The sequence below is a fragment of the Micromonospora sp. NPDC049275 genome (genome assembly GCF_043197115.1).
Classification (GTDB): domain Bacteria; phylum Actinomycetota; class Actinomycetes; order Mycobacteriales; family Micromonosporaceae; genus Micromonospora.
The window spans coordinates 714,147-731,401 of record NZ_JBICSN010000002.1 but is presented as its reverse complement, the minus strand read 5'-3'; the positions used below and the strand labels follow the sequence as shown (position 1 = coordinate 731,401).

General features: G+C 73.7%; 16 protein-coding genes. 12 read left to right on the top strand and 4 right to left on the bottom strand.

Translation table 11 applies throughout. From position 1 onward, the window contains the following. Genes ACGFIE_RS08835 through ACGFIE_RS08810 form a run of 6 tightly spaced genes read left to right on the top strand, consistent with a single transcriptional unit; the run spans window position 1 to window position 6,120 of the window. On the top strand, window positions 1–1,110 hold the full coding sequence (locus ACGFIE_RS08835) for an NAD(P)H-binding protein (protein ID WP_393292583.1): 1,110 nt from the start codon (window positions 1–3) through the stop codon (window positions 1,108–1,110). Beyond that, complete coding sequence (locus ACGFIE_RS08830) at window positions 1,107–2,300, top strand: Gfo/Idh/MocA family oxidoreductase (protein WP_393292581.1); 1,194 nt, start codon at window positions 1,107–1,109, stop codon at window positions 2,298–2,300. The genes ACGFIE_RS08835 and ACGFIE_RS08830 overlap by 4 nt, the downstream gene beginning before the upstream one ends. Further along, a complete protein-coding gene (locus tag ACGFIE_RS08825) occupies window positions 2,297–3,073 on the top strand; it encodes a thioesterase II family protein (RefSeq protein WP_393292579.1) in 777 nt (258 codons plus the stop codon). Before ACGFIE_RS08830 ends, ACGFIE_RS08825 begins: the two co-directional genes overlap by 4 nt. Then, entirely contained in the window at window positions 3,070–3,900 is an 831-nt protein-coding gene (locus ACGFIE_RS08820) for an FAD binding domain-containing protein (RefSeq protein ID WP_393292577.1), read from the top strand. Before ACGFIE_RS08825 ends, ACGFIE_RS08820 begins: the two co-directional genes overlap by 4 nt. Further along, window positions 3,897–4,400 (top strand): (2Fe-2S)-binding protein, encoded by a 504-nt coding sequence (locus ACGFIE_RS08815; RefSeq protein ID WP_393292575.1) that lies wholly within the window; start codon window positions 3,897–3,899, stop codon window positions 4,398–4,400. The genes ACGFIE_RS08820 and ACGFIE_RS08815 overlap by 4 nt, the downstream gene beginning before the upstream one ends. A 28-nt stretch (window positions 4,401–4,428) precedes the next feature. Beyond that, window positions 4,429–6,120 carry a carbamoyltransferase gene (locus ACGFIE_RS08810; RefSeq protein ID WP_393292573.1) on the top strand — a complete coding sequence of 564 codons (1,692 nt, stop codon included), beginning with the start codon at window positions 4,429–4,431 and terminating at the stop codon, window positions 6,118–6,120. Between the two features lie 46 nt (window positions 6,121–6,166). Here the strand turns inward: ACGFIE_RS08810 and ACGFIE_RS08805 are convergent, their stop codons facing one another. Both ACGFIE_RS08805 and ACGFIE_RS08800 read right to left on the bottom strand, forming a co-directional pair. Further along, window positions 6,167–6,667 (bottom strand): VOC family protein, encoded by a 501-nt coding sequence (locus ACGFIE_RS08805; RefSeq protein ID WP_393292571.1) that lies wholly within the window; start codon window positions 6,665–6,667, stop codon window positions 6,167–6,169. An 11-nt stretch (window positions 6,668–6,678) separates the two neighbouring features. Beyond that, entirely contained in the window at window positions 6,679–7,761 is a 1,083-nt protein-coding gene (locus tag ACGFIE_RS08800; RefSeq protein WP_393292569.1) for a methyltransferase, read from the bottom strand. Between the two features lie 59 nt (window positions 7,762–7,820). On the opposite strand from ACGFIE_RS08800, the gene ACGFIE_RS08795 reads away from it, so the two are divergent. From ACGFIE_RS08795 to ACGFIE_RS08785, 3 genes are all read left to right on the top strand, one after another. Beyond that, the gene (locus tag ACGFIE_RS08795; protein WP_393292567.1) at window positions 7,821–9,218 is read left to right on the top strand and encodes an LLM class flavin-dependent oxidoreductase; all 1,398 of its coding nucleotides are present in this window, start codon (window positions 7,821–7,823) and stop codon (window positions 9,216–9,218) included. A gap of 301 nt (window positions 9,219–9,519) precedes the next feature. Next, the gene (locus ACGFIE_RS08790; RefSeq protein WP_393292565.1) at window positions 9,520–9,999 is read left to right on the top strand and encodes a hypothetical protein; all 480 of its coding nucleotides are present in this window, start codon (window positions 9,520–9,522) and stop codon (window positions 9,997–9,999) included. Window positions 10,000–10,227: 228 nt separating this feature from the next. Next, complete coding sequence (locus ACGFIE_RS08785) at window positions 10,228–10,977, top strand: hypothetical protein (RefSeq protein ID WP_393292564.1); 750 nt, start codon at window positions 10,228–10,230, stop codon at window positions 10,975–10,977. A gap of 181 nt (window positions 10,978–11,158) precedes the next feature. Here ACGFIE_RS08785 and ACGFIE_RS08780 read toward each other — a convergent pair whose 3' ends face one another. Further along, window positions 11,159–12,310 (bottom strand): acyl-CoA dehydrogenase family protein, encoded by a 1,152-nt coding sequence (locus ACGFIE_RS08780; RefSeq protein ID WP_393292562.1) that lies wholly within the window; start codon window positions 12,308–12,310, stop codon window positions 11,159–11,161. Between the two features lie 91 nt (window positions 12,311–12,401). Between ACGFIE_RS08780 and ACGFIE_RS08775 the strand changes: the two genes are divergently transcribed. From ACGFIE_RS08775 to ACGFIE_RS08765, 3 genes are read left to right on the top strand one after another with little or no spacing between them, the layout of a single operon-like run. Further along, a complete protein-coding gene (locus tag ACGFIE_RS08775; protein ID WP_393292560.1) occupies window positions 12,402–14,129 on the top strand; it encodes an AMP-binding protein in 1,728 nt (575 codons plus the stop codon). Between the two features lie 24 nt (window positions 14,130–14,153). Next, a complete protein-coding gene (locus ACGFIE_RS08770; RefSeq protein ID WP_007460186.1) occupies window positions 14,154–14,459 on the top strand; it encodes an acyl carrier protein in 306 nt (101 codons plus the stop codon). Next, on the top strand, window positions 14,456–15,592 hold the full coding sequence (locus tag ACGFIE_RS08765) for a class I SAM-dependent methyltransferase (RefSeq protein ID WP_393292558.1): 1,137 nt from the start codon (window positions 14,456–14,458) through the stop codon (window positions 15,590–15,592). The genes ACGFIE_RS08770 and ACGFIE_RS08765 overlap by 4 nt, the downstream gene beginning before the upstream one ends. A 43-nt stretch (window positions 15,593–15,635) precedes the next feature. Here the strand turns inward: ACGFIE_RS08765 and ACGFIE_RS08760 are convergent, their stop codons facing one another. Next, window positions 15,636–17,228 (bottom strand): (2,3-dihydroxybenzoyl)adenylate synthase, encoded by a 1,593-nt coding sequence (locus ACGFIE_RS08760; RefSeq protein ID WP_393292556.1) that lies wholly within the window; start codon window positions 17,226–17,228, stop codon window positions 15,636–15,638. Window positions 17,229–17,255 lie beyond the last annotated feature (27 nt).

Here is a 17,255-nt window from a genome sequence, read left to right as displayed (position 1 = left end):
ATGGCCGCGACTGTCGCCCTGCTGGGCGCCACCGGCGGGGTGGGCCGGCACGCCCTGGCACACCTGCTGGCCTGGAGCGTGGACGACGTTCGCGCCGGCGCCCGCGATCCCGCCCGCCTCGGCGTGGACGATTCCCGGGTGCAGGCGCGGGCGGTGGACGTCACCGACCCGGCGAGCCTGGACGCGTTCTGCGCCGGCTGCCACACAGTCGTCAACTGCGCCGGGCCGGCGGCCTCGATCGGCGACACGGTGGCCCGCGCGGTGGCCCGCTGCGGCGCCGGCTACGTCGACGCGGCCGGCGACGACCCGCTGCACGCGGCGGTGTCCGCCCTGCCCGGGGCCGCCGACCGGGTCGCGGTGCTGTCCGCCGGTCTGATGCCCGGCCTGTCCGGGCTGCTCCCCGCCCACCTCGCGGCCCGGGTGCCGGGGGCGCGGCGGATGACCGGGTACGTCGGCGGTCGCGACGGGTTCACACCCGGCGCCGCCCTGGACTTCCTCGCCGCCGGAGACGCCGAGTACGGCGAGCCGTCGGCCGCGTGGCGTGACGGCGCGCGACGCAGCCACGCCCTCGCCGCCCGGGCGGAGGCGCCGGTGCCGTTCTTCGACGAGCCGGTGCTGTTGCAGCCGTACCTCAGCACCGAGACCGAGCGGCTCGCCCGCCGGCTGGGCCTGACCGACGTCGACTGGTGGTCGGCTTTCGCCGGCAGCCGGTTGCCGGCGGCGCTCGCCGCGGGCGCCCGCCGAGCGCGCGACGGCGCGACGGCGGCGCAGCTCGCCGACGCGGCCGCGCAGCTGTGCCGGGCGGCCGAGCTGGACACCTTCGGGCGACCCCGCTACCAGCTGCTCGTCGTCGAGCTGACCGGCCCGGCGGACGCCCGCGTGCTGGTCTGCCGGGGGACCGGCGCGAACGCGCTCACCGGCGCGGCTGTCGCCCTCGGCGCCCTCGCGGTCGCCGCCGGCGACGTGCCACCGGGCGTGCACCACCTGGCCGAGGCGGTGGATCCCGGATGGGCGGTGGACCTGCTGCGCACCAGCCCGGCGGTCACGTCACTGCGCGTCGAGGACGGCCCGTTGGCGTCGTACGACCTGATCGAGGAGGGGGTGGCGTGAAACCCAGAGTGCTTGTCGCCGGCACCAAGTTCGGCCAGGTGTACCTGCAGGCGTTCCGGCAGCCGGACTTCCCGTTCGAGCTGGCCGGGATCCTCGCCGGGGGCAGCGCCCGGTCGGCGGCCTGTGCCCGGCACTACGGGGTCCCACTGTGGACCGACGTCGCCCAGGTGCCCGAGGACGTGACGCTCGCCTGCGTGGTCATCCGTGGTGGCCTGCTGGGCGGGCCGGGCGGCGAGGTGGCCCGGGCGCTGATGCGGCGCGGCCTGCACGTGTTGCAGGAGCATCCGCTGCACCACGACGAGCTGGTCGAATGCCTGCGCACCGCCGGCCGGGCCGGTGTCGTCTACCACCTGAACTCGTTCTACGTGCACACCGCCCCGGTACGCCGGTTCCTCGCCGCGGCGCGGGCGCTGCTGGCCCGGCAGCCGGCCCGCTACGTCGACGCGGCCTGCGGGTTCCAGGTCGCGTACGCGCTGCTGGACATCCTCGGTCAGGCCCTCGGCGGCGTCCGACCGTGGGGCCTGGCCCCGGCGGTCGAGCTGCCCGAGCAGGTACGCCGGCTGTCTCGGGTGGACGTGCCGTTCCGCAGTCTCGACGGGGTGCTCGCCGGTGTGCCGTTGACGCTGCGGGTGCAGAACCAGATGGACCCGGCGGACCCGGACAACTACGCGCACCTGCTGCACCGGGTGACGATCGGCACCGAGGCCGGCAACCTGACCCTGGTCAGCACGCACGGGCCCACCGTGTGGAGCCCTCGGCCGGACTTCCCGCAGCAGGTGCAGGACCGGGGCGTGGGCCGGCCGCACTTCGCCGACGGCGAGAGCGACGAACCGGACCACCTGGACGTGCCGAGCGCGCAGCCGCTGGCCGACACCGTCGCGCCCAGCTACCGAAGGGTGTTCGACGAGGTGTGGCCGGCCGGCGTCGGGTACGCGCTGGGCAACCTGCACGCCGCGGCGCTGGGTGGGCAGAAGCTGGCCCGCCACGGCCAGTACCACCTGAGCCTGTGCCAACTGTGGCAGGACGTCACCGCCCGGCTCGGGCCACCCGAGCTGGTGCACTCCGTACCGCCGCGGATGTTCGGGGCGTCCGACGTGGCGGATTTGGCCGACGCGGCGGCGAGGGCGGTCGACCCGTCGCCGGCCGACGTGTCGTGGGCCGGCGAACAGCCGGTCGGAGCGCGGCCGTGACCCCCGTCGCGCGGACGTGGCTGCGGTGCTTCCGGCCGCTGCGCTGGCCCGCGCTGCGCCTCGTCTGCTTCCCGCACGCCGGCGGCAACGCCGCGTTCTACCGGACGTGGTCGGCGCAGGTGCCCGACGACGTCGAGGTGCACGGCGTGCAGTATCCGGGCCGGATGGACCGGTCGACGGAGCCGTTCGCGGCCGACCTGCCGAGCCTGGCCGAGGGCGTCGCGCAGGCGGTGCGGGCGCTGCCGGCCGACGCGCCTGTCGTCCTGTTCGGGCACAGCCTCGGCGCGTCGGTGGCGTACGAGACGGCACGCCTGTTGGACGGGCCGGGCAGCGTACTGCGGGCGCTTGTCGTCTCCGGTCGCCCCGGCCCGGGTCGGCTGCGGGCCACGAGCGTGCACCTGGCCGACGACGACACGCTGTGGGCGGAGACCGGACGCCTCGGCGGCACCGGCCGCGAGGCCCTCGACCACGAAGGGGTACGCGCCATCGCCCTGCCGGTGCTGCGCGCCGACTACCGGATCGCCGAGACGTACCGCCCGGAGCCACCCGTACCGCTGCGCGCGCCGGTGCTGGCCTGCGTCGGCGCGGACGACCCGGAGGTCACCGCCGACGAGGCCGGCGACTGGGCGCTGCGCACCCGCGGCGAATTCACCGTGCACACCTTCCCCGGCGGGCACTTCTACCTGCTGGCGCGGCGCAACCAGCTCATCGACACCATCCTGCGGGCCACGCACCGCAGCCCGGTGCCCACCTGGTCGGCGGCCGGCCCGTGATCCCGGCGAGCCTGCACTACCACCGGGCCCGGGACCTCACCGAGGCGCTGGATCTGCGCCGGGCGTACGGGGACCAGTTGCGGCCACTGGCCGGCGGGCAGTCACTCCTGCCGGCGCTCAAGCTGCGCCGGGACCGGGTCGACACGCTGTTGGACCTCGGCCGGGTCACCGAACTGTCGTACGTGGCGCACCGCGACGACCACCTGGCCGTCGGCGCGCTGACCCGCTACCACCGGCTCCTCGGCGACCCGCTCGTCGACAGGTACGCCCCGCTGCTGGCGGTCGCGGCCGCGGCCGTCGGTGACCCGCAGGTGCGGCACCTCGGCACCGTCGGCGGGGCGCTCGCGCAGGCCGATCCGGCCGCCGACCTGCCCCTGTCCCTGGTCGCGCTGGACGCCGTGGTGGTGCTGCGCAGCGCGACGGGAGCACGGCAGGTGGCCGCCGCCGAGCTGGCCGTCGCGCCGGGCGTGACGGTGTGCCGGCCCGACGAGCTCGTCACCGAGGTACGCGTGCCGCTGCCCGGCCCGGCCCGGTGGCGCTACCTGACGTTCGCCCGCCCGGCGTTGGAGTGGTCGGTGGTGGCCGTCGCCGTCGCCGACTCGCGGGTGGCGCTGGCCGGGATGGGTCCGACCATCCGGCGGGCGTACGGGGTCGAGGCGGCCCTCGCCGAGGGCGCCGGTGTCGCGGTCGCGGCGGCACGCGCCGACGAGGGGTGCGACCCGTCCGACGACGTACGGGCCTCGGCCGCGTACCGGCGGCACCTCAGCCGGGTGCTGGTGGCCCGCGCCCTGACCGATTCCGGCACGACGGTGGAGGAGCCACGATGAGCATCGACGCCCGGCCCGGTACGACGACAGTCGCCGTCACCGCCACCGTCAACGGCCGCCCGGAGAGCCGTCGGGTTCCGGCGCGCACCCTGCTGGTGCACCTGCTGCGGGAGGAGTTGGGGCTGACCGCCGCGACGGTGGGCTGCGACACCACCTCCTGCGGCGCCTGCACCGTGCTGTTCGACGGTCGGTCGGTCAAGTCGTGCACCCTGCTGGCCGCGCAGGCCGACGGCGCGGACATTCGCACCGCCGAGGGGCTCGCCGACGGCGACCGGCTGCACCCGGTGCAGGAGGCGTTCGCCGAGCACCACGCCCTGCAGTGCGGCTTCTGCACACCGGGGATGGTCCTCGCGGTGGTGAGCCTCCTTCAGGAGAACCCGGGGCCGCTCACCGAGCACGACGTGCGGCACGCCCTCAAGGGCAACCTGTGCCGCTGCACCGGCTACCACAACATCGTCCGTGCCGTGCTCGCCCTCGACGGGGCCCGACGGGCCGGATGACCGCCAGAGACCGGAAGGGAGGCCGACCATGTCGGCGCGTTACGTACTCGGGGTGAACATCGGCTTCCACGACTCCAGCGCGGCGCTGGTCCGCGACGGCGCGCTCTGCGCCCTGGTCGAGCAGGAGCGGGTCAGCCGCCGCAAGCACGCGGTGGGGCAGCCGCCCGCCGAGGCGATCGCCGCGTGCCTGGCGATGGCGGGCATCGGCGCACGGGAGGTGGACACCGTCGCCATCGGCTGGGACTTCCGGGACATCCCGCTGGGCCGCAACCGACGGTTCACCACCGAGGGGCTGCGGGCGATGCTCTTCCCCGACGACGAGGACCTGCCCATGCCTGCGGTCCGCTGGGTGCCGCACCACGTCGCGCACGCGGCCAGCGCCGCGTACAGCTGCGACTGCGACGAGGCCGCCGTCCTGGTCCTCGACGGCGCCGGCGAGACGCAGTCGACCTCGTTCGGCAGGTACGCCGACGGCGAGATCGAGATCCTGCGGGAGTGGCCCGTGGAGCAGTCGCTGGGCTTCTACTACAACGCCGCAGCCGAGTGGGCCGGACTGGGCTACTGGGGCACCGGCAAGCTGATGGGCCTCGCCGCCTACGGCAGACCCGGTCCGGGCGCGCCGGTGCGACCCGTCGCGGGCGGGTACGAGCTGGTCCGCGGCACGCCCACCGCCGAGGTCCCGAGCCGACGGGCCGCGACGCTCGGCCCGCTGATGGCGTACTACCCGGCCGTCGCCGAGTCACTCAAACCCGAGTTCGGCAAGCTGTTCCCGTACGCGCCGCGCACCGGCGAGGAACCCATCGCGTACGCGGACTTCGCCGCGACCATCCAGCAGGGGCTGGAGGAGACGGTGCTGTCCCTGGCGGCCGAGCTGCGTCGGCGGGTCGACACCCCGGTGCTGGCGCTCGCCGGCGGGGTCGCGATGAACTGCACCATGATCGGTGTGCTGGTCCGCAGTGGACTCTTCGACCGCGTCTACGTCCCGCCGGTGCCCACCGACGCGGGGGTGTCCCTGGGGGCGGCGCTTGTCGCGGCGCGGGAGTGCGGGGAGTTCACGCCCACCCGCATCGACCACGCGTACTGGGGTCAGCCGATCACCACGGAGGCCGGTGAGGCGGCGGCCGCGCGCGCCGGCATGGTGCACCGCCGCCTCGGCGACGACGAGTTGGCCCGCTCCGTGGCCGGTGAACTGGCCCGAGGTCGGATCGTGGGCTGGGCGCGCGGCCGGGCGGAGATCGGGCAACGGGCGCTCGGCGCCCGCAGTCTGCTTGCCGATCCGCGGTCCCGGCGCAACCTGGAACGCCTCAACGTGCTCAAGGGCCGGGAGATGTGGCGCCCGGTGGCGCCGAGCATCCTCGCCGAGCACGTGTCGGACCTGATCGAGGGGCCGGTCGGCGAACCGTCGCGGTTCATGCTGGCCGCCGCGTCGCTGCGCCCGGACGCCCGGCTGCGGGTGCCGGCGGTGACCCACGTGGACGGCTCGGCCCGCCCGCAGACCGTGCACCGCGACACCAACCCCGGCTACTGGGCGCTCATCGAGCAGTTCCGGCAGCTCACCGGCGTGCCGGCGGTGGTCAACACGTCGTTCAACCTGGCCGGTGACCCGATCGTGAACTCGGCAGTCGACGCGGTCGACACCTTCGTACGCGCCAAGGAGATCGACCTTTTGGTGCTCGGCGACGCGGTGGTGGCCCGCAGCGAGGCCGACCTGCCGGCCTGACATGCGTTGGGGCCGCCCGACCGGGCGGCCCCAACGTGTCGCGGGCTCAGGCGCGCGTTGACTGGCGGTCGCGGCGCCACACCTGGCGGAGCCGGTCGACGAAGAAGTCCCGGTTCACCCAGTAGAACTCCAGCCAGATGTTGTCCGGGTCGCGCAGCCAGATCTGCGATCCGGCCTCGTGCTTGCTGGTGGTGATGCCGGAGTGCGTGACGCCGACGGCGTCCAGGTGGGTCACCCACTCGTCCAGGTCGCCGCGCTCGGGCACGTGGTAGGCCAGGTGGTGCAGTCCCGGTCGCCGCTCGTCGAAGCGCTCGCCGCCGGTGGGGCGGTCGCCGTCGACGCCGGTCTCGGGCGGGTTCTCGACGCAGCCCAGCACCACCGAGGCGAACGACGCCGTGTGCAGCAGGGTGCGGAAGCGGAAGCCGGACTCGGGTGGGGTGACGTCGTTGACCACCACCATCTCGAACACCGAGCAGTAGAACGCGGTGCTGCGTTCCAGGTCGACGACTGTGAGGTTGATGTGGTTACGGCCGTCCAGGCGTGGCATCGCCGGCCTCCTCAGGCGGTCCGGCCGGCCGCCGCGACGGCAGGTCTGCCGGTGGCCCGGTCGCCGTCGGCCGCGGGCACCGCCGGCACGGCCTCCAGGACCGACATCGACGAGGTCGGCGTGATCCGCGCCAGCCGGAACCCGGCGTCGTCGAGCAGCGCGCGGAACTCCGGCTCGGTGCGGGTCCGCCCGCCGAAGAGGGCGAGCGCCTTGACGTCCATCACCTTGCCGGTGTCGTCGTGGTTGCCGTAGCGGCTCACCGATTCGACGATTACCACTCGGCTGTCGGGCCGGGCCGCGGCGTGGACGTTGCGCAGGATCGCGGCGGCCTGCTCGTCCGGCCAGTCGTGGATGATCGTCTTGAGCAGGTACACGTCGGCGCCCTCGGGCAGCCTGTCGAAGAAGCTGCCGCCGCGGACCTCGCACCTCTCGGCGACACCCGCGGCTGCCAGCACGTCCGGCGCCTCGGCTACCACGTGCGGCAGGTCGAGCAGGATCGCGCGCAGCTCGCGGTGGCGGGCGAGCAGGCCGGCGACGAAGGTGCCGTGCCCGCTGCCCACGTCCACGAGTGTCCGGGCCGCGCCCAGGTCCAGCGCCGGCGCCACGGTGCGCAGCACGAACGGGTTGACGCTCTCGGCCGACCGCTCGAACCGGACGCACTCGTACGGGTGGTCGGCGAAGTGGTCGTAGTAGCGCGTGCCGCCGTGCACGTGCCCGAACGCGGTCTCGCCGGTGCGCAGGCTGTGCGTCAGGCGGGCCCACGAGTAGATGTCCGGCGGCATGAGGGGGAAGCACTCGCGTACCGAGAACGGGTGGTCGCTGCGCAGCGGCTCGGCCAGCGGGGTGAGCCCGAACACCTCGGGCGTGACCTCGGTGAAGATGCCCCGGCCGGCAAGCGCGCGCAGGCCACGGGTCAACGCGGCGGGGTCGGCGCCGACGCGGCGGGCCAGCACGTCCACCGGCAGCGGACCCTCGATGAGCTGGTCGGCGACCGCCAGGTCACACATGACCCGGATGGTGAACGGAACGATGTAGTCGGCCAGTTCGGTGAGGCGGGTGACCGACGCGAGGTCGATGCGAGGCGTCACGGGCATGTCCGTACCGTATCCGGTCGAGCGTTGCGATACCAGATAGCATACGAGACACTTGATACGTGCATCTGAACCTGTTCACCCAGTGCTCGCCGTCGCCGCAGTTCAAGGGGTTCTGGCGGCACCCCGCCGACCGCACCGCCACCGGCTACCGCGACCTCGGCTACTGGGTCGAGCTGGGTCGCCGGCTGGAGGCCGCCTGCCTGGACGCGCTCTTCTTCGCCGACGTGCACGGCACGTACGACGTCTACCAGGGCTCCTGGCGGGCGGCAGTGCGGCACGCCGTGCAGATTCCGTCGATCGACCCGCTGCTCGTGCTGCCGGCGATCGCGGCCACCACCTCGCGGCTGGGCCTCGCCGTCACCTACTCGACGACGTACCACGCCCCGTACGAGTGCGCCCGGGTGTTCAGCTCGCTGGACCACCTCACCGGCGGACGCATCGCCTGGAACATCGTCACCTCGTATCTGCGCTCCGCGTCGGCGAACGGGCTCGGCTCCTACCTGGATCACGACGAGCGCTACGACCGGGCCGACGAGTACGTCGAGGTGGCCCGCCGGCTCTGGGAGGAGAGCTGGGACGACGACGCGGTCCGGCGCGACGTCGCCGCGAACGTCTTCACCGACCCGGACCGGGTGCGCGAGATCGGCCACGACGGCCGCTGGTTCTCGGTGCGGGGTCCGCACCAGTGCGAGCCGTCACCGCAGCGCACACCTGTGCTCTACCAGGCCGGCGCGTCCGGGCGGGGGATGACGTTCGCGGCCCGGCACGCCGAGGTCGTCTTCCTGACCATGGCCGACCCGGCCAGCGGCGCGTCGCAGGTGGCGAGACTGCGTGCCGAGGTGGCCGCCCACGGGCGTGACCCGCGCGCGGTCAAGGCGTTGCAGGGCAGCATGGTGATGGTCGCCCCGACCAGGGCGGAGGCACGGCGGCGGGCCGAGGAGTACGTGGCGCTGTGGAGTGGCGAGGGCCAACTCGCCAAGTGGTGCGGCTGGATGGACGTGGACCTCGCGGCGTACCCGGACGAGACGCCGGTGGCGGAGATCGCCGGGCAGGGCAGCCAGAGCTTCGTGGGCTTCCTGCGCCGACTCGGACCCGAACGTACCTGGACGGTGGGCGACGTGCGCTACCTGGTGGCGACGGCCCGCCGACCCCGCACCGGAGCGCCGGTGACCCTCTTCGGCACTGTCGAGCAGGTCGCCGACCGGATGGAGGAGTGGTGCGCGGTGGCCGACGTGGACGGTTTCAACCTCATCCCCTGCCCGACGACCCAGGGCATCGACGACATCTGTGACCTGCTGGTGCCGGAGTTGCAGCGGCGTGGCCTGTTCCGCACCGCGTACGACCCGGCCGAGCGGACCCTGCGGGAGCGCTACTTCGGCGCCGGCGCGTCCGTGCCCGCCCGGGTGCCGGCACGGGACACGCACGCGCCTGCCGAACCCGCCGCCGCGCGGGGCTGACGTGCCGCCTCGGCCGCGCGCCGCTCGGGCGCGCCGTGGCCTGAACATTGCGCGGTCAAAACGACGCCACAGTCGGAACGGCGCTACGACCTGAATAATGCCGCGCTCAGAACGGGTGCCGGGCTCAGAACGCCGCCGCGGCCAGGACAGCCCGCCGTCAGGAAGTGGTTCGGGAGCCTATGTCGCGCGGATCGTCACGGCAGACGTCGTCGTCACACCTGGTACGACCGGCCCGTACCTCGCTAGTGTGCGATGCAGGACTAGCGAGAACAGTGAGAATATGGAACGACCAACCAGGGCAGTGGCGGAGCTGGCCGAACAGCGCGGCTACGGTTCGCATGTCGTGACGGCGGTGCTGGCCGACATCGGCTCCGGGTGCCTGAGCGTCATCGCGCCCTTCGTCCTGGTACTCGTCGGCACCGGGCTGCTCGTCGCCGGCGGTGGCCCGGTGACGACCGCGGTGGGCATCGCTCTGATTGTTCTTGCACCCGTGGTCGCCTTCCTCTTCTGGCGGGCGTACGGCCGGACCTGGGCGCGAGCACCCAGGTTGTACTGCTTCGAAGCCGGCTTCGTTCTTGCCGGGAACGGACAGCTGCGGCCCTATGCGTGGAACGAGGTGGATGTGCGGAAGGGGTCGAAGACCCATCTTGTCGGGCAGGGGCAGAGCCCCCAGACCTTCGCCTACCTCGAGGTGCGCACAAAGGAGGGCGAATTGCTGGTCACTCTGGGTGAGGCGAACCATCTCCGAGAGGTTGCAGAGTTGGCGGCACGCGTTCCGTAGCCGACCTGCCTGCGGCAAGGTGCGAACGCCGTCGCGGCGTCGATGTGCACGAGAACCTGTCCCAGGTATCGCCGACGCGTCGGTCGCTTCTCGGCGGTAACCTGTCGGGCTGACGCCGGGTTGGCGGCGAAGGTTGGAGGCCGGATGGTTCACGAAACGACGAGCCGCGCAGTCTGGGAGGCGGACCGGACGATCGCCCGGCTGTGCGCTACGAGCTATGTACAACAGGTGTTTCCCGAAGCGGTCCGCCTCTGGGGCACGGACGGCGATCCGACCGAACCCGACGAGCTCGACGCGGTGTGGCGGATGCCGGGAGAGCACGGCGAGCGGCTGCTCGCGGTCACCGCGCTGGCCGGCGAGTACGAGCTGCCGCGACGGCGTCTCCCGTACGGGACGACGGTGGTCGGTGGCACCCGCGACTATCTCCGCTACACCGTCGACCGGCTCCGTGAGCATGGGCGGAACGACCTCGCCGGGGCGATCGAACAGGAGATGTACGCCGACCGGCTGTGGTATTTCGAACTCGCCGCCGTGGTGACCATGGTGAACGGGGAGCACCGGGTGGAGGACGTCCGTGCCCGGCAGTACGACATCAGCGACGCCAGCCTGCTGCGCGCCCTGTTGACGGCGATTCGGGCCGGCGACCGCGACGCGACCGAGAAGCTACGCCAACCGTTCGGAGAAGACCTGCTCAAGGCTCTGGTCGACGCGTACCCCTCGCTGGACACCTGGCCGCAACGCGCCCAACTGGTGCGGGCAGTCTCCGGCCGCCACGGTCCAGTGGTCACACCGGTGATGGCAGCCATCCTCGACATCCCGGACGACGCAGGCGGATCGGACGACCCCGACATGGCACGGGAGGTCCGGGCCATCGCGCTGAACGTGCTGGAGGCCGGCGGCTCCGTCGAGCGGTTCATGCGCTACTACGAGGACGACGAGGCCGCCGCCGCCGCGATTGCCCGGTACCGGGCGGGATAGCCGCTACGCTCCCGCGCCACGCACCGTTACCGCTCGTCGGCCCGCTGGCCACCGTCGGCATCGGACGCTCAGTCGCCCCCTCGGCTGCTCGTCGCTCGATCGAGTAGAAGCCGGAGATCTGGATCATCGTGTCGTCGGTGCAGGTGTAGCGCTCAGGCCAGATCAGTCCTGACGAGCACGCTCAGAACATCGTGGTGTCGACGTCGGCGCCGGAGAGCAGGGCGCCGACAGTGGCGTAGCTGTCGCGGCTGTTGACGAAGTGCTGTGTCGCGGTGTTGATGTCGCGCAGCCGACGTTGCAGCGGCGAGGAGTCGAACACGGTCGACGCGCCGGCCAGCGCGTACGCAGTCTGCACGGCCTGCAGCGCGGTGGCCGTGACCTGCGTGGCGGTGGCCCGCAGGCAGGCGCGGTCCAGCGCGCTGAGCACCTCGCCGCGCCGCGCGGTCTCCCAGGCCCCGGCCGCCTCGTGGTGCAGCAGCGCCCGGGCCGCGCGCAGGGCCACGTGGGCCTCGCCGAGCCGGTCGTGGAACACCGGCGAGTCGGCAAGTGACCGGGTGCTGAACGTCCGCCGACGGCCGGCGGCGGCGTGCGCCGCCGCGTCGTGCACGGCCCCCTGCGCGATGCCGAGGTCGACGGCCGCGATGAGCAGCCCGGCCTGGGCGATCCGGAAGACGGTGCGGCGTACGTCGTCGCCGTCGCCGACGAGGCTGAAGCCGCGGTGCTCGGGGCAGGTGCGGCCGGCCGCCCGCACGTCCTGGCTGGCCGTGCCGCGCAGGCCCAGCACCTGCCAGGTGTCGACAGGCTCCAGCTCGCCGGCGGGGAAGAGCACCATCCGGGTCAGCGGGGCCCCGTTGGGCAGGGTCCGGGGGGTCCGCCCGTCGAGCACTATGCAGTTCAGGTAGATCCAGCTCGCCTGCGGGCTGCCGGTCACGAACGGCCACTGGCCGCTGACCCGCCAGCCGCCCGCCCCGTCCGGGGCCGCCCGGCCCTTCGGCGCGACCGCGCCCGCGCCCAGCACGTCCGGACCGTGCGCGTAGATCTCGTCGCGGGCGGCGTCGGGAAAGCAGGCGAACAGCAGGTGCGCCAGGCCGACCTGGCCGATCAGCCAGCCGGTGGAGGCGTCCACGGTGGAGAGCTGCTCGATGACGCGCAGCGCCTCGCCCAGCGGCAGGTCGGTGCCACCGTACGCGGCCGGCACCAGCATCCGCAGGCAGCCCGCCGCGCTCAGCTCGGCGAGAACGTCCTCGGGGACCCGTCCCGCCCGGTCAATCTCCGCCGCCCGCTCGGCGAGCGCGGGGAGCAGTCCGTCGACGCGGGGAAGCGTACTGGTCACGGTTGGACTCTATCGCCTTCCTCGTATCTTGTTTAGCCTTGTATCTGCTATCAATCTCGGATAGACGTATCGGGGAGGAGGTGACGGGCCGATGACCGCACACGCCGTGGCGGGATCGCCGCTGCTGAGCTGGCTGGAGCGTCCCCGACAGGACCGGGGTGTGCACTTCGCCGCCGGCGGTGACGACTGGAGCTTCCTGTCGTACGCCGAGCTGGCCGACCGGACCCGGGTGATCCTGGCCGGCCTGCGGGCGGTCGGGGTGACGCCGGGTGACGTGGTGTCCATCGTCGAGCCCGCCGGCCCCGACTTCGTCGCCACGCTGTTCGCCGCGATGGCCGCCGGGGCGGCGCCCTCGCCGATCGCCCCACCGCTGAACTTCCAGGACCGCGCGGTCTACGGGGAACACGTGCTGGGTCTCCTGCGCGCCGCCGCGCCGCGGGTGGTGGTCTGCGCGGCCACCCTCACCGCCGCCATCGCGCCGCTTGCCGAAACCGCAGGGGTTCCGCGCGTGCTGACGGCCGACGAGCTGGCCGACGCCGCAGGCGGGTCCCGGGGAGCGGTCGCGGATCCCGGCCAGCTGGCCCTGCTGCAGTTCACGTCCGGCTCCAGCGGCCGCGCCCGGGGCGTGCAGGTGCCGCACGCGGCGCTGGCCGCCAACGTCGCGGCGATCCGGCGGTGGCTCGCGATGACCCCCGACGACCCGACCGCGTCCTGGCTGCCGGTGCACCACGACATGGGGCTCATCGGTTGCCTGGTCACCCCGGTGGTCAACACCAGCGACCTGTGGCTGATGCCGCCGGAGGAGTTCGTCCGCAACCCCGGGCGCTACCTGCGCTGCTTCGGGGCGCACGGCGCGCGCCTGACCTCGATGCCGAACTTCGGGCTGGAGTACATCGCCCGCCGCGTCCGTCCCGAGGCGCTGACCGGGCTGGACTTCTCCGCCTGGCGCGCGGTCATCGTCGGCGCCGAACGCGTCGACGCCGAGGCGCTGCGCCGCTTCTGCGCCCTGCTCGGCCCGCACGGCTTCGACCCACGCGCGCTGCTGCCCGCGTACGGGCTGGCCGAGGCGACCCTGGCCGTCACCGGACTGCCGCTCGACGAGCTGTACCACGCCGTCGAGCTGCGCCCGGACCGACTGCGGCTGGGCGCGCGGGCCGTTGCGGACCCGGGCGAGCCGGTCGACGGCGACGTCGAGGCGTACCCGGTGGTGGGCTGCGGCCGGCCGTTGACCGGGGTGCGGGTGCGGATCGTGGACGAGGCCGGCGCACCGCTGCCGGACGGGGTGGTCGGCGAGATCGAGGTGCACGGCCCGTCCGTCGCCCAGGGGTACGTCAACGCGGCCGACTCGGCGTCGCAGACCGCGCTGGGCGGTGGGGTGCTGCGCACCGCGGACGCCGGGTTCCTGCACGACGGGCAGTTGCACGTGCTGGGCCGCCTCGGCGACAGCATGAAGGTGCGCGGCCGGGCGGTCTTCGCCGAGGATCTCGAGTGGGCCATCTGCCGCCCCGGGGTGCCGGCGCAGCGGATGGCCGCGCTGCTGGGCCACCACGCCGGCACCGCGACTGTGGTGGCCGTCTTCGAACAGGCCCAGCCGGAGTGGCTGGCGCAGGCGGAGCGCGAGCTGCGCCGCCGGGCGGAGGGCGCGCAGGTGGTCATCGTGGACGCGCCACGCGGCACGATCGCCCGCACCTCCAGCGGCAAACCCAAACGACGCCAGCTGTGGCAGGCGTTCGTCGATGACCGGCTGCCCGGCACCGTGGTCACCACGGGACCGGTCGGTCAGCGAGACCAGACCGAGCAGACGACGACGGCGTCCTGAGGGACGTTCGGACAGGAGGCGGGAATGACCGACGCGACCAGGTCGACGACAGCCGAGGTGCGGACCGAGGCGGAGGTGCGTGACTCGGTGACGGCGATCGTCACCGAACTGGCGCCCAACCCGGAGCAGACCGAGGGGGCGGGTGACTCGCGGCTGGTCGAGGACCTCGGCTTCCACTCCCTCGCGCTGCTGGAGTTGGCCTTCACACTGGAGGACGAGTTCGAGCTGCCGCCGATCGACGAGACGACGGCCCGCAAGATCGTCACGATCGACGCGGTGGTGGAGCACGTGAAGGACATCCTGCGCTCGCGCGGCGAGCTGGCCAGTTGACCGGCCGCCCGGGGAACGCGCCGGGCACGGCGACACTGCGCCCACCGGCGCCCGGCGAGCCGGACCAGCGGGCCCGGGCGTTGTCGCTGCGGCTGTTCCTGGCCATGCTGCACACCCAGGAGCTGCTGGCCGGTTACCTGGGCGCCCGGTTGGGGCTGTACGAGGCGCTGGACCGTGGTCCGGCCGACGTGGCCGAGCTGTGCGCGCGTACCGGGATCGACAGCCGGTACGCGCGCGAGTGGCTGGAACAGCAGGCGGTCGCCGGGTTCGTCGACGTGGACGACGTGACGGCCGCGCCCGAGCGGCGGGTCTACCGACTGCCACCGGGGCACGCCGAGGTGCTGCTCGCCTCGGACAGCCCGCTGTCGCTGGTGTCGCTGACCATGCTGCCGCTGGGCGGGGTGGCCGGCGCGCTGCCGGAGCTGCTGGAGGCGTACCGCACCGGCGCCGGGGTGCCCGACGACGTGTACGGCGACGACTGGCGGCACGGGCACTCCGGCGCCAACCGGGCGCTGTTCACGTACTCCCTGCCCGGGTGGCTCGCCTCGGCGCTGCCGCAGCTCCACCAGCGGCTCGCCGCCGCGCCGAGCCGGATCGCCGACGTCGGCTGCGGCGCGGGCTGGGCGGCGATCGCGCTGGCCCGGGCGTACCCCCTCGCCGAGGTCGACGGCTACGACCTGGACGCGCCGACGGTGGCCGCGGCACAGGCGAACGCCGCGTCCGCAGGCGTCGCCGACCGCGTGCGGTTCCACCGGCGCGACGCCGCGGATCCGGAGCTGGCCGGCAGGTACGACCTGGTCTGCGTCTTCGACGCGTTGCACGAGATGAGCCATCCGGTGTCGGTGCTGGCGGCCTGCCGGCGGCTGCGCGCCGACGGCGGCGCGGTGCTGGTGCTCGACGCCAAGGTGGCGCACCGGTTCGTCGCGCCCGGCGACGAGGTCGAGCGTTTCCAGTACGCCACAAGCGTGCTGCACTGCCTGCCGGCCGGTCTGGCCGCTCCCGACTCGACGGCCAGCGGCACGGTCCTGCGGCCCGCGCAGGTCCGTCTGTTCGCCACCGAGGCCGGCTTCGCCGACGTGCAGATAGTGCCCGTGGACGACCGGTTCCACAGGCTGTACCACCTGACCGGCTGAAACAGGGGCGGGGGAGGGCGGCGGCGCCTTCCCCCGCGCCGGCTCAACCCGCCAGCTCGGCGCCGAGCGCCCGCTTGTCCACCTTGCCCACCGCCGTGTGCGGCAGCGCCGCGCGCAGCTCCAACCGGTCGGGCAGCTTGTACGCGGCCAGCCCCCGGTCGGTGAGGAAGTCGCGCAGCTGCCCCAGGGTGGGGGCGTCGGCGCGGGGCACCACTACCGCGCAGGTCTTCTCGCCCAGGACCCGGTCGGGAACGGCGAGCACGGCGACCTCGCGGACCGCCGGGTGGGCGAGCAGGTGCTCCTCGACCTCGCCGGCCGGGACCTTCTCGCCGCCCCGGTTGACGACCTCCTTGATCCGGCCGACCACTACCAGCTCACCCGTCGGCGTCCACCGGACCAGGTCCCCGGTGCGCAGGAAGCCGTCCGGGGTGAAGGTGTGCGCGTTGTACTCCGGCACCCGGTAGTAGCCGCGCAGGGTGGTCGGGCCGCGCACGATCAGCTCACCCACCTCGCCGGCCGCGACCCGCCGGCCGTCCTCGTCGACGACCTGGAACTCGTCGTCGGCCGACAGGGGACGGCCCTGGGTGTGCGCGGCCAGCTCCGGCCTGTCGTCCGGGCGGGTGCAGCAGATCGGGCCCTCGGCCATGCCGAAGAAGTGCGCCAGGCGGATCCCCAGCTCCCGGGTCACCCGCTCGGCCACGGCGGGACTGAGGTTGGCCCCGCCGACCTCGACCACCAGGCCGCTCAGGTCGGCGCCGAGCATCGGCGCGAGGTCGGCCCACAGCGGCAGGAAGGGCGGCATCAGCGTGGTCAGGGTGACCCGCTCGCGGGCGATCAGCCGGAACGCCTCGTCGGGGCTGGGACTGCCGGCCAGCACGGCCGTGGCCCCCACCCGCAGCGCGCCGAGCACGCCGGGGCAGCCGAGCGCCGCGTTGTGGGCGACCGGCAGCGCGGCGAGATAGACCCCGTCCGGCCCGAAACCCATCGCCGCCGCCGTCGCCCGCAGCTGGTACGCGTAGTCGTCGTGGGTGCGGGGGATCAGCTTCGGCAGGCCTGTCGAGCCGCCGGAGAGCAGGAAGAACGCGACGTCGGACGGGTCCGGGGCGGGCAGCGGCACCGGTTCGGCGTCCACGTCGGACAGGGCGGTGAACTCGCCGGGGTCGCCGACGACGAACACCTCCCGCAGCGACGGCGTCTCGGCGCGGACGTCGGCGGCGAGCTTGCGCAGGTCGTAGCCCTGGACCTGGTCGACCGTCACGTACGCGACCGCCTCGGTGTGCGCGCACAGGTGACCGATCTCGGCACGCCGGTGCGCCGGCAGGGCCAGCACGGGCAGCGCGCCCAGGCGGAACAGCGCCAGGCACAGCACCACGAACTCCACGCTGTTGGGCAGTTGCACCACCACGCGGTCGTGCCGGCCGATGCCGTGGGCCCGCAGCCCGGCGGCCATCCGGTCGGCCCGACGGTCGAGGTCGCCGTAGGACACCCGCACGTCGCCGGTGACAAGCGCGACGCGCTCCGGGTCGGTCCGCGCCCATTCCCGGCCCAGGTCGGCGAGGGACTCGCCGCGCCAGTAGCCCTGCGCGCGGTAGCGCTCGGCCAGCTCCCGCGGCCAGCTCACACATCCGTCCAGCATCCCGTGCCTCCCGTGACGACGGTGACA

Excerpts from the sequence above, each read along its gene's own strand:
- ACGFIE_RS08835 (WP_393292583.1), top strand. The coding sequence starts at position 1 with ATGGCCGCGACTGTCGCCCTGCTGGGCGCCACCGGCGGGGTGGGCCGG.
- ACGFIE_RS08815 (WP_393292575.1), top strand. The coding sequence starts at position 3,897 with ATGAGCATCGACGCCCGGCCCGGTACGACGACAGTCGCCGTCACCGCC.
- ACGFIE_RS08810 (WP_393292573.1), top strand. The coding sequence starts at position 4,429 with ATGTCGGCGCGTTACGTACTCGGGGTGAACATCGGCTTCCACGACTCC.
- ACGFIE_RS08805 (WP_393292571.1), bottom strand. The coding sequence starts at position 6,667 with ATGCCACGCCTGGACGGCCGTAACCACATCAACCTCACAGTCGTCGAC.
- ACGFIE_RS08800 (WP_393292569.1), bottom strand. The coding sequence starts at position 7,761 with ATGCCCGTGACGCCTCGCATCGACCTCGCGTCGGTCACCCGCCTCACC.
- ACGFIE_RS08775 (WP_393292560.1), top strand. The coding sequence starts at position 12,402 with ATGACCGCACACGCCGTGGCGGGATCGCCGCTGCTGAGCTGGCTGGAG.
- ACGFIE_RS08770 (WP_007460186.1), top strand. The coding sequence starts at position 14,154 with ATGACCGACGCGACCAGGTCGACGACAGCCGAGGTGCGGACCGAGGCG.
- ACGFIE_RS08760 (WP_393292556.1), bottom strand. The coding sequence starts at position 17,228 with ATGCTGGACGGATGTGTGAGCTGGCCGCGGGAGCTGGCCGAGCGCTAC.